General features: G+C 44.6%; 7 protein-coding genes and 7 tRNA genes. All 14 read left to right on the top strand.

Going from position 1 to position 12220, the window contains the following annotated elements; all coding sequences use genetic code 11:
* Window positions 1-581 precede the first annotated feature (581 nt).
* The 14 genes from uvrY (at window position 582) to C9I89_RS00295 (ending at window position 11932) form a co-directional block, all read left to right on the top strand.
* Window positions 582-1226, top strand: coding sequence for a UvrY/SirA/GacA family response regulator transcription factor (uvrY, locus tag C9I89_RS00360; protein WP_107281365.1), 645 nt, complete (start codon window positions 582-584; stop codon window positions 1224-1226).
* On the top strand, window positions 1226-3061 hold the full coding sequence (uvrC, locus tag C9I89_RS00355) for an excinuclease ABC subunit UvrC (RefSeq protein WP_107281364.1): 1836 nt from the start codon (window positions 1226-1228) through the stop codon (window positions 3059-3061). Before uvrY ends, uvrC begins: the two co-directional genes overlap by 1 nt.
* Before the next feature lie 57 nt (window positions 3062-3118).
* A complete protein-coding gene (pgsA, locus tag C9I89_RS00350; RefSeq protein WP_107281363.1) occupies window positions 3119-3676 on the top strand; it encodes a CDP-diacylglycerol--glycerol-3-phosphate 3-phosphatidyltransferase in 558 nt (185 codons plus the stop codon).
* 257 nt (window positions 3677-3933) lie between these two features.
* Window positions 3934-4007: transfer RNA gene (locus tag C9I89_RS00345), tRNA-Cys, on the top strand.
* A 20-nt stretch (window positions 4008-4027) separates the two neighbouring features.
* A tRNA-Gly gene (locus tag C9I89_RS00340) sits at window positions 4028-4103 on the top strand.
* Window positions 4104-4198: 95 nt separating this feature from the next.
* A tRNA-Leu gene (locus tag C9I89_RS00335) sits at window positions 4199-4285 on the top strand.
* Window positions 4286-4327: 42 nt separating this feature from the next.
* Window positions 4328-4403, top strand: a tRNA-Gly gene (locus C9I89_RS00330).
* Between the two features lie 942 nt (window positions 4404-5345).
* The gene (locus tag C9I89_RS00325) at window positions 5346-8234 is read left to right on the top strand and encodes a pyridoxal phosphate-dependent class III aminotransferase (RefSeq protein WP_107281362.1); all 2889 of its coding nucleotides are present in this window, start codon (window positions 5346-5348) and stop codon (window positions 8232-8234) included.
* A gap of 100 nt (window positions 8235-8334) precedes the next feature.
* Entirely contained in the window at window positions 8335-9579 is a 1245-nt protein-coding gene (locus C9I89_RS00320; RefSeq protein ID WP_107281361.1) for a carboxynorspermidine synthase, read from the top strand.
* A gap of 170 nt (window positions 9580-9749) precedes the next feature.
* Window positions 9750-10883, top strand: coding sequence for a carboxynorspermidine decarboxylase (gene nspC / locus C9I89_RS00315; RefSeq protein ID WP_107281360.1), 1134 nt, complete (start codon window positions 9750-9752; stop codon window positions 10881-10883).
* Between the two features lie 193 nt (window positions 10884-11076).
* Window positions 11077-11307, top strand: coding sequence for a nitrite reductase (locus C9I89_RS00310; RefSeq protein ID WP_107281359.1), 231 nt, complete (start codon window positions 11077-11079; stop codon window positions 11305-11307).
* A gap of 225 nt (window positions 11308-11532) precedes the next feature.
* A tRNA-Cys gene (locus C9I89_RS00305) sits at window positions 11533-11606 on the top strand.
* A 118-nt stretch (window positions 11607-11724) separates the two neighbouring features.
* Window positions 11725-11811, top strand: a tRNA-Leu gene (locus C9I89_RS00300).
* 47 nt (window positions 11812-11858) lie between these two features.
* Window positions 11859-11932: transfer RNA gene (locus C9I89_RS00295), tRNA-Cys, on the top strand.
* Window positions 11933-12220 lie beyond the last annotated feature (288 nt).

Below are 12220 nucleotides of genomic sequence, written 5' to 3'. Positions count from 1 at the left end.
TCTTTTTTTTGAAATCATTTCAGATTTTAGTATAAAAATTTAGTTATCGAACAGCTTATTTGTCAGATGAAATGGTTACGGGAAGAAAGCTGAAAATGTATGGTTAGCGGGTCAAAGGGAGGGTAGGTGTTATAGGTGAGTATTTTTTGCTCAACAAAAATATAACGTTGTGTTTGCTGAGGTTTTATTGGTAATAATGTCAACAAGGCGATTTATACCTGCAAATTGATAGAGTTTCGAGATAATTTACTGATTAAACATATATTAAATCTCTGGGTATGTTGTGGGCGGTCAGGTCGCTTTTTATGTCTAAAATATAACTGCTTAGTTATTCTGAATTTTTCTCTTTATTTTTTCATATGTATGGTAAATACTGATGTTCATACTTTTTTATCTTGAAGTGTGTAAAAAATACACTTGACTAAATAGTGTCAAGCATTAGGTTTATTCGAAAATTTGCGCTAATACGCAGAATCCGTATGTGTTCGGATTTCAAGTTAGGGTAAAATTGGGTAATATCAGTAACAGCTATCCTGCCAATTTCGGCTGGGTGCAGAGCCAAATCATATTGGAGATACAGCTTGATTAATGTATTCCTTGTAGATGATCACGAACTGGTTCGCACAGGGATCCGACGTCTTCTTGAAGATGTCCGTGGTATAAAAGTGGTAGGGGAAGCCGACAGTGGTGAAGATGCCGTAAAATGGTGCCGTAGTGAAAATGCGGATATCGTTCTTATGGATATGAATATGCCAGGTATCGGTGGCCTGGAAGCAACCCGGAAGATTCTTCGTTTCAATCCCGATATTAAGATTATTGTACTGACAATCCATACCGAGAATCCTTTTCCTACTAAAGTGATGCAAGCCGGTGCCGCTGGATACCTCACCAAAGGTGCAGGGCCGAATGAGATGGTCAATGCAATTCGTATGGTTAATAGTGGGCAACGCTATATTTCGCCTGAGATTGCTCAGCAAATGGCGTTAAGTCAGTTTGCGCCAGATTCGGAGAATCCTTTTAAAGAGCTTTCAGAACGTGAGCTTCAGATCATGATGATGATCACTAAGGGACAGAAGGTTACCGACATCTCGGAGCAACTTAATTTAAGCCCTAAAACTGTTAATAGTTACCGTTACCGTTTATTCAGTAAATTAGACATTAGCGGTGATGTAGAGCTGACCCACCTTGCTATTCGCCATGGGATGTTGGACGCAGAGACGTTGTAGTGTCAGATGCATTTGATAACAAAAGCTTTCTGAAAACAGTTACTCACCAGCCTGGCGTCTACCGGATGTATGACGTCACTGGTGAGGTCATTTATGTCGGAAAAGCAAAAGACCTCAAAAAACGCCTGTCGAGTTACTTTCGTACCAATGTCGCGGGAGAAAAGACCCGGGCATTAGTCAAGAATATCCGTAAGGTCGATGTCACGGTAACCCATACCGAGACAGAGGCACTGATCCTTGAGCATAATTACATTAAGCAGTATCTGCCAAAGTACAATGTACTACTGCGTGATGATAAATCTTACCCTTATATCTTCATGAGCCACCACCGCCACCCGCGTCTTTCTATTCATCGCGGGGCAAAAAAGCGTAAAGGCGAATATTTCGGCCCGTATCCTGACGCTGGCGCAGTACGTGAAAGTCTGCATTTGATGCAAAAGCTGTTTCCTATTCGCCAGTGTGAAGACTCTGTTTATGCTAACCGTAGCCGTCCTTGTCTGATGTACCAGATTGGTCGCTGTTTAGGACCTTGTGTTAAAGGGCTGATCAGTGAGGATGACTATCAGGATCAGGTCGGTTATGTGCGGATGTTTTTGCAAGGCAAAGATCGTCAGGTTATTGCTTCTTTAGTTGAAAAAATGGAGCAGGCAAGTCAGAGCCTTAATTTTGAACAAGCAGCCGTTTTCCGCGATCAAATTCAGGCATTACGCCGGATTCAGGAACAACAATTCGTCAGTCATGATAACGAAGATGATCTCGATGTTGTCGGTATCGCCCATCAGAATGGCATGGCGTGCATCCACGCCTTGTATATTCGACAGGGTAAAATACTGGGTAGTCGGAGCTACTTCCCGAAAATGCCGACTGATACCGAAGTGACGGAAGTGCTGTCCAGTTTTGTGACCCAGTTTTATCTCAATCAGGCTGAGGGGCGAACTATTCCGTCAGTCATCATTCTGGGTTCAAGCTTAGGTGATGAGGTGACAGTGATTACCGATACTTTATCGGAAATGGCTGGCCGCAAGATCGAACTGAAAACCAATCCTCGTGGTAATCGTGCGCGCTATCTAAACCTGGCGCAGACCAATGCCATGACGGCATTGACAAGTAAGCTCAATCATAAAATGACGATTCAGGAACGTTTTGCTGTATTACGTAAAACGTTACAGCTTGATTCGATTAATAGAATGGAATGTTTTGATATCAGTCATACCATGGGGGAGAAGACTGTTGGCTCCTGCGTGGTCTTCAATCGGGAAGGGCCGTTAAAACAGGAGTACCGGCGTTACAATATCACGGGTATTACTGGCGGTGATGATTATGCCGCAATGGCTCAGGTACTGGAACGTCGGTACGGTAAACAGATGGATCCCGATAAAATTCCCGATATTATTTTTATTGATGGGGGTAGAGGTCAGCTATCAAGAGCGTATGATGTAGTAAAACCTTTTATGGATGAATGGCCTAAGCAACCTTTACTGTTAGGTGTTTCTAAAGGGACAACCCGTAAACCTGGCTTAGAGACCCTGGTCTTCATCACTGGTGAAGAATTCTCAATGTCAGGTGATTCACCCGCTTTGCACTTAATTCAGCATATTCGCGACGAAAGCCATAATCATGCGATCAGTGGACACCGAGCACAACGTGCTAAAGTCAGGAAACGCAGTGCGTTGGAAGATGTTGAAGGCATTGGTCCTAAACGCCGTCAGGCATTATTGAAGTTCATGGGGGGGTTGCAGGAACTAAAACGAGCGAGCAAAGAAGAAATAGCTAAAGTGCCAGGTATTAGCAAGGCTTTGTCAGAAAAGATATATGACGCATTGCAACATCACTAGCTTTGCGGCACTCTTGTATCTGTAGTGATACTGTATTTAATCATAAGAACTAAAATTATGCGTTTATCAATCCCTAATGTTTTGAGTTTCATCAGACTGATCCTCATTCCTTTCTTCGTTATTACGTTTTATCTGCCGTATGAATGGGCTGCATTTGCAACAGCGCTAATTTTCTTTATTGCCGGTTTAACTGATTGGTTTGATGGGTTTCTTGCTCGCAAATTGAACCAAACCACCCGGTTTGGGGCGTTTATTGATCCTGTCGCTGATAAGTTAATGGTAGCAACGGCGTTAGTGTTAGTGGTTGAAGACTACCATTCTATTTGGGTCACTATTCCTGCTGTTACGATGATTGGGCGTGAAATTATTATTTCTGCTCTGCGTGAGTGGATGGCTGAACTGGGCAAACGTGCAAGTGTTGCCGTTTCCTGGGTAGGTAAAGTGAAAACGGCTTCACAAATGTTCGCATTGCTGTTGCTACTTTGGCAGCCGCACCCATGGGTCGTGTGGTTGGGTTATGCATCTCTCTATGTCGCTATGGTGCTGACGTATTGGTCAATGTATCAATACTTAAAAGCGGCAAAAGGTGATTTATTAAATGCAGAAAACCATTGAACAATAAAAACATCGTGAATTCAAAAAAGCGGCCAGCAGGCCGCTTTTTTATTAGTGTGAAAGCAATGAAATCGTTGAGTAATTCTGCATTGTGGTTTATTTCTACCGCTTTTGGCTGAAATATAATCGAACGATCTTGTTGGATGCATTTTTTTAGTGACAGCATAAATGGAATCTGTAAAATGGCCGCCATACCGCAACGGGGAGACCTGTTAAGCGGTTAGCAATCGAGAGATTGTTTACTTCTACGAAGTAATGGCGCGTTGGCAGAGTGGCTATGCAGCGGATTGCAAATCCGTGTACCTCGGTTCGACTCCGGGACGCGCCTCCATTATTCTTTGTGAATAATTTGCGACACTAGCTCAGCTGGTAGAGCGCAACCTTGCCAAGGTTGAGGTCACGAGTTCGAACCTCGTGTGTCGCTCCAAATTTTGTAATGACGATTGGAAATATTGGCAGATCGTTATTTAAAGATGGTGTCTAACTTAAATCAGTTACGAGCACCGCAATCAAGAATTGCGTGCCCTGGTGGTGGAATTGGTAGACACAAGGGATTTAAAATCCCTCGGCGTTCGCGCTGTGCCGGTTCAAGTCCGGCCCGGGGCACCATCTATTAAGTCTGTCTTTCTTTGAATAAAGAACTGATAGCATGCGACACTAGCTCAGCTGGTAGAGCGCAACCTTGCCAAGGTTGAGGTCACGAGTTCGAACCTCGTGTGTCGCTCCAAATACGAAACCCCGACAGAAATGTCGGGGTTTTTTTCTTATCTAAAATTCAGCGCGCAAGCTTGCCAAGGTTGAGGTCACGCCTGCACCTCGAAGATCGGGAACCTCGTGTGTCGCTCCAAATACGAAACCCTGACAGAAATGTCGGGGTTTTTTTATTATCAAAATTTAGCACACAAGCTTGCCAAGGTTGAGGTCACGCCTGCACCTCGAAGATCGGCCAACAGCGACTTACCCCGATTGGTATTAGCTCATGTTTTGATGTGGAATCATTCTAATAGCTGGAAGGTAATACCTATAACTTGGCTGAAATAAGTGTTTTACGTCGGGGTGATGAAGCTTTACAGTTTTAGCTTCTAAAACAGCTATTTAAACTTGGTGCATAGAGTTGTTTTAGGTCGGATGTTGTGTTTGTTGTCAAATATGTCTTGTCATGGAAAACGACATTGTGATATTTTGCGCGCAATCTCAGGGGGGAACTATCACTGAGACATATGCGTTGTGATGAACTCAGGCCGATTGTGTCACAGCGTGCCGTAGGTACTAATGAAACGTTCATTAGTAGAAGGGCATTAATAAGCGCAGACCTGACAAGAATAATGCAGGCGCATATTGAAGGAACCCAACAGTGAATACTCAATCCTTATTTATTCAAATCAGTTTTGTCTTGCCTAACTGCAGTATTATTACTGAGCCTTGAACCTTCTGATTTAAATCATTTCAGCTTATTGCTGTAAACATTCGAATTTTCACCGACGATACCCGGTGGTGTTTGTATGCACTTAATGTCGAATATATGAACGTGCAGTTAAAAATTGATTGGTCGAATTTTGACTATGTGAGTTTTGCGCCTACCTGTTTGCTATGAAATGGCTTCAGGATGTACATTCATGCCGCAGGGCGTTCGATAAGTGTGTGACGTAATGATTTTTGGAAAATTACCATGAACAATGTGTTTGACTTAGATGCGCTAAAGCTGGCGTCAAATGTCCCTGTAGTTCACGAACTATACGATTTAACTCCTGATGAATTATTGCTAAGCCAAGAGCACTATGAATCAGAAGTTCGCTCATACCCACGACGTTTGCCTTTGGCAATAGTTAAGGCTTCGGGTGCTATGGTTGAAGATAGCCGTGGCCAGCTCTTTCTTGATTGTTTAGCCGGTGCAGGTACGCTTGCGTTGGGTTATAACCACCCTGAAATTAATCAAGCGATCATCGATCAGTTAAATGCAGGTCTGCCATATCAGACCTTAGACATTACAACGCCAGTAAAAGATAAATTCATTAGAGAAGTGATGAACTTCTTACCAGTTGATTTTGCAAAAAATGCGCGTATTCAATTCTGTGGCCCTTCAGGCGCTGATGCCGTTGAAGCTGCAATTAAACTTGCAAAGCAAACTACAGGTCGTAACACGATGGCAGCTTTCCATGGTGCTTACCATGGTATGACCAACGGTACGATGGCAATGATGGGTAACCTGAAGACTAAAGCGCGTCGTCAGGGTTTGATGGCTGATGTCCATTTTCTGCCTTTCCCATATAGTTTACGCTGTCCGTTTGGCCTGAAAGGCGAGGAAGGGGCGAAACAGAGCCTTCGTTATATTGAGCGTATGCTAAGTGATGACGAGAGTGGTGTACAAAAGCCAGCAGCTATCATTGTAGAGCCCGTGCAAGGGGAAGGTGGGGTCATTCCAGCTCCCGCTTTCTGGCTACAAGAATTGCGTCGGATCACCAAAGAACACGGTATTCTTCTGATCTTTGATGAAATCCAGTGTGGTATCGGTAAAACCGGTCATAACTTTGCGTTCGAAGAAGCAGGTGTTACCCCTGATATTCTTTGTCTGTCTAAAGCGGTTGGCGGCGGCTTGCCAATGTCACTGCTTATTTTTGATAAGTCGATAGATACCTGGTTGCCGGGTGAGCACACAGGAACATTCCGTGGTAATCAGCTGGCGATGGCAACGGGAGCAACAGCTCTTGAAATCATTCGTCGTGATAATCTGGTTGAGCATGCACAACAAGCCGGTCAGTACCTGCGAGAAGGTTTAGAGCGCATTGCACAGTACACCGATTGTATTGCAGAAGTACGTGGCAAAGGCTTGATGTTAGGTGCTGAAATTGTAAAACCTAACGGTAAAAAGAATAAGTTTGGTGAGCCCGAAGCCGATCCGGAGATGACAGCGAAGATTCAACGCGCAGCACTAGAGCGTGGACTGATCATCGAGAAAGGTGGTCGTCAGGGCTCGGTTCTGCGTTTCCTTCCGCCATTGATTATCACTCGCGAGCAGATTGATTTTGCTCTCGATGCGCTAAGCAAAGCGATTATCGCGACCGCAGGTCCAGCGAAAGTTGTTGAGCCTGCAGCTGCTAACGAGCAAGACGATTGGCGTTCTTACTTTATTCATACCGGTGAAGGTGGTGCAGACCATTTTGAGGCTGCACTCAATCAGACGACGCAAGTTCTGAAGCAGGTATTCGAAGGTACGCAAGCGCCATATTCTGGTCTGGAACCGCAAATTTTAAAATCGATGATTAACAACATCGATCTTGATCATCAGCAGTTACCACTGGAAACCGTAATTGAGCAGACAGGCGAACTGATTGCTAAGAACTCTATCATGGTTCAGCATCCACATTGTATTGCCCACCTGCATACGCCACCGCTTTTGCCAGCCATTGCTGCTGAGGCGTTTATCAGTTCTCTGAATCAGTCGATGGATTCATGGGATCAGGCAAGCTCCGCGACATTTGTCGAGCAGAAGGTTGTTGATTGGTTATGCGGTGTTTATAACCTGGGTGAGCAAGCAGACGGTGTATTCACCAGTGGTGGCACGCAAAGTAACCTGATGGGATTACTGCTGGCACGTGACTGGGCGGCAGACACAATTTCCGGGCATAACATCCAGAAGGATGGTCTGCCTGATTACGCATCTAAGCTGCGTATTCTGTGTTCTAAAAAATCGCACTTCACCGTTCAAAAATCTGCATCGTTGATGGGGCTGGGTGAGCATGCGGTTGAGTGTGTTGATACCAATCCAGACGGTACGATTAAGCTTGCTGCGCTGGTGACAACGGTTGAAACGCTCAAGCGAGAAGGTTTGTTGCCGTTTGCTTTGGTCGGTACAGCGGGTACGACAGATCACGGTGCTATCGATGATTTGGCGAACATGGCTGACATTGCAGAGCTGCATAACCTATGGCTCCACGTTGATGGCGCATACGGTGGCGCTCTGATCCTGAGTCGTCATAAATCTCGTCTGCATGGTATCGAGAAAGCGGATTCTGTGAGTGTCGATTTCCACAAGCTGTTCTATCAACCAATCAGTTGTGGAGCAGTATTGATTAAAGACAAAGCGAACTTTAAGTACCTACTGCATCATGCCGATTATTTGAATCGTGAAGATGATTTACTGCCAAACTTGGTGGATAAATCGATCGCTACGACAAAGCGTTTTGATGCTTTGAAAGTATTAATGACAATGCAGTGCGTGGGTACACAGGCACTAGGTGCTATGTATGATCACTTGCTGGGTCAGACACAGCAGGTTGCAGATCTTATTAATCATTCAACTGATTTTGAATTGCTGGCAGATCCTGCGCTATCAACGGTGCTGTTCCGCTATACCGGAAATCAGTCTGCTGATTTAGATCAATTGAATAAACAACTTCGAATGGAAGCATTGGTAAAGGGTGTTGCGGTACTGGGTGAAACGATTGTCGATGGCCAGGTCGCACTTAAATTTACGATTCTTAACCCTTGTCTGAAAATGTCGGACTTCGAATCTTTGCTGAACGGAATTAGCCAGCTGGCATTGTCGCTAAATAAGTAAGCTGGGTAATTAAGAAAGAACGTAACGATTCATCCCGTCGCCGTTGCGACGGGGTGTAAACAACAAATTTTTTCTGAATAAATACGGAAAACGAATAACTATGGCTATTTTACAAATCGGTGCTGGTGGTGTTGGTTGGGTTATTGCTCATAAAGCGGCGCAAAACAATGATGTTCTGGGTGATATCACGATTGCTTCGCGTACAGTGAGCAAGTGTGAAAAGATTATCGAGTCGATCAAGGGTCGTAATAATCTGAAAGATCCATCAAAGAAGCTGGAATCGCGTGCTGTTAATGCAGATGACGTTGATGCTCTGGTAGCACTGATCAAAGAAGTCCAGCCAGATCTCGTCATCAACGCCGGTCCTCCGTGGGTTAACGTCGCTATCATGGAAGCCTGTTACCAGGCGAAGGTCTCTTACCTGGATACGTCTGTAGCGGTTGATCTGTGCAGTGAAGGACAGCAAGTGCCTGAAGCTTACGATCCACAGTGGGCATTTCGCGAAAAATTCGCAGAAGCGGGTATCACCGGTATTCTGGGTGCTGGTTTTGATCCAGGCGTTGTTAGCGTATTTGCCGCTTATGCGGTTAAGCATCTATTCGATGAGATCGATACTATCGACGTGATGGACGTGAACGCAGGCGATCACGGTAAGAAGTTCGCGACGAACTTCGATCCTGAAACGAACATGCTGGAAATACAAGGTGACTCTTTCTACTGGGAAAACCAGGAGTGGAAACAGGTACCTTGTCACACCCGTATGCTTGAGTTTGATTTCCCTGAAGTGGGTAGCCACAAAGTATACTCAATGGCGCACGATGAAGTACGTTCAATGAAAGAATTCATCCCGGCAAATCGCATTGAGTTCTGGATGGGCTTTGGTGATAAATACCTGAACTACTTCAATTGCATGCGTGATATCGGTCTGTTAAGCCCAGATCCTGTGACGCTACAAGACGGTACAGTGGTCGAGCCGCTTAAAGTACTGAAAGCTATCCTGCCAGATCCAACGTCACTGGCGCCGGGCTACACAGGTAAAACTTGTATCGGTACTTGGGTGCAAGGTATTAAAGATGGTAAGCCACGCAGCGTATTCATCTATAACAATGCTGATCACGAAGTCGCGTACAAAGATGTTGAACACCAGGCAATCTCATACACGACGGGCGTTCCAGCAATTACGGCTGCACTGATGTACTTCCGTAATGAGTGGAGTGGTAAAGGCGTGTTTAACATGGAACAGCTAAACCCAGACCCATTCCTGGAGCTAATGCCAACAATCGGTCTTGATTGGGGTGTTCAGGAGCTTGAAGTTGCTCAGCCAGAAATCAAAATCTTGAAGTAATCGAGTACCGAGAGGCTAGTACCGAGTATCGAGTGGATAGTGTCGAGTATGTAGAGTCTAGAACCTCGAACCTCGAATCTCGAACCTAGTATCTAGTACCTAGATTCTCGCTACTTAAATATTAAGCCGATGTTAATTGCATCGGCTTTATTCCGTTTTAGGAAGATGAAATGAACAAGCAAGCATTAAAAACGCCTTACTTCATGATTGATGAAAGTAAGTTGATTGCCAATCTTGAGAAAGCAAAACGGCTGAAAGAGCTGTCTGGTGCGAAGCTGGTGTTAGCACTGAAATGTTTCTCAACCTGGGGTATGTTTGACATTATCAAACCTTATCTTGATGGCACAACAAGCAGCGGTCCGTATGAAGTAAAGCTGGGCTACGAAACCTTTGGCGGTGAAACGCACGCATACAGTGTGGGCTACAGTGAAGATGATGTGAAGGAAGTGGCTGACATCTGCGACAAGATGATCTTCAATTCACAAAGTCAGCTAGCGGCTTACCGTCATATTGTTGAAGGAAAAGCATCTCTGGGTTTACGTCTGAACCCGGGTGTCAGCTATGCTGGTCAGGATTTAGCGAACCCGGCCCGTAAATTCTCTCGTCTGGGTGTGCAGTGTGATCATATCGAGCCGGCAGTCTTCAGCGAGATTGACGGTGTCATGTTCCACATGAACTGTGAGAACAAAGATGAAGACGCGTTCATCGGGTTGCTGAACGATATCTCAGATAAGTTTGGTGAGCATCTGGATCAGTTAGAGTGGGTCAGCCTTGGCGGCGGTGTGTTCTTCACCTGGCCGGGTTACGATATTGAAAAACTGGCAGCGGCGTTAAAAGCGTTTTCTGAAAAACACGGTGTTCAGCTATATCTGGAACCTGGAGAAGCCATCATCACGAAGACGACGGATCTTGTTGTGACTGTGGTTGACGTGGTTGAAAACGAAATCAAGACAGCAATCGTCGATAGTGCAACCGAAGCCCATCGCCTGGATACGTTGATCTACGATGAGCCGGCGTCTATTGCTGAAGCAAGCGAGGAGGGGGCACATCAGTACGTGATAGGCAGTTGCTCTTGTCTTGCTGGCGATCAGTTCTGTGTTACTCAATTTGACAAGCCGCTGGAAATTGGCCAACGCCTGCACATTATGGACAGCGCCGGTTATACCATGGTGAAACTGAACTGGTTTAATGGTTTGAAAATGCCGTCAGTGTACTGTGAGCGTTCCAATGGTGATATCGAAAAGCTGAATGAATTTGGCTACGACGACTTTAAACGTTCCCTGTCCCAATGGTCCGTTTCCTAAGTATTCCAAATCAAATTACCAAATTACAAAGGCCGATTATCGGCCTTTTTCTTTACTGTGAGCAAATTCCAATCGGGATAAGTATTAGTTCATATACTTATTCCGATTGGTATGGGTTGAAAATACTCAACGGGTTGATATGGTAACTATCTATTGCTAGCGGAGTAAGCTTGAGATGGGATATCTACCTGTAATGATTGTTGGTATTGTTTTTGCTTTTATAGGGCTTGATCGATACCTGAAACACATAACAAAAATGAAAGAGCTTGAACTGGCTTGTTTGAAAAAGCAAAAGGATCGGGGTGAGAATAACGATCTGGAAAAAGAGTTACTGGCTCTCAAAGAGCGGGTGAACGTGTTAGAAAAGATTGTGACTGACCGAAAATACCAACTGGATGAAGAAATACGCTCACTTAAAAAATGAGATACGCGCATTAGGATAATGTCACATTGATTCAGGCTGTGGTGTTGATTTAATCGATAATGGAGCGCTTTTTAACTGCATTTGTTGGTTTTTAATCATTCAATTGAAAAGTAAGAATATTTTATTGACTCATTTTTAAAAATCAGTAAATTACACCTCATACCGCAGCGGGGAACCTGTTCTGCGGTGTGCAATCAAAAGGTTGCATGTTGATGTAAGCACGATGGCGCGTTGGCAGAGTGGCTATGCAGCGGATTGCAAATCCGTGTACCTCGGTTCGACTCCGGGACGCGCCTCCATTCTCTTTGAGAATCGGAACGAAGAATAATTTGCAGTATTGATGTTCCCATTAGGAGGTCAGTACTTAGATGGTGTCTAACTTAAATCAGTTACGAGCACCGCAATCAAGAATTGCGTGCCCTGGTGGTGGAATTGGTAGACACAAGGGATTTAAAATCCCTCGGCGTTCGCGCTGTGCCGGTTCAAGTCCGGCCCGGGGCACCATCTTACTTCTGTCTTTACCATAGAAGCAAAAGTACGCAAACAATTATGGCGCGTTGGCAGAGTGGCTATGCAGCGGATTGCAAATCCGTGTACCTCGGTTCGACTCCGGGACGCGCCTCCATATTCTCCAATAAAAAACCATAATCCAGCTTAATGCTGGTTTTTTTATGCCTCTTTCTTTATTTCCTTTCTTCCGCTTTTTTCATAAAACCAAATACCAATCTAATCAAAGTGACCAGGCTAAATACTTGCTGTGTAGAAACGTGCCTCTAACAGAATTATTCACCAAAGACAGTGCCTAGTTTATGTTTCTAGTCTGGTAGTTGTTTTTATCATTATATTGGCTTAGCCATCGTTAAGCAGATTTCGGATAGTCATAATGCCACGCTAAAAGTGGAGCAAAGTAAAT

The organism is Photobacterium lipolyticum (genome assembly GCF_003026475.1).
GTDB lineage: Bacteria > Pseudomonadota > Gammaproteobacteria > Enterobacterales > Vibrionaceae > Photobacterium > Photobacterium lipolyticum.
Note: the sequence above shows the minus strand (reverse complement) of the source record. Positions and strands in the feature narration are given on the sequence as shown.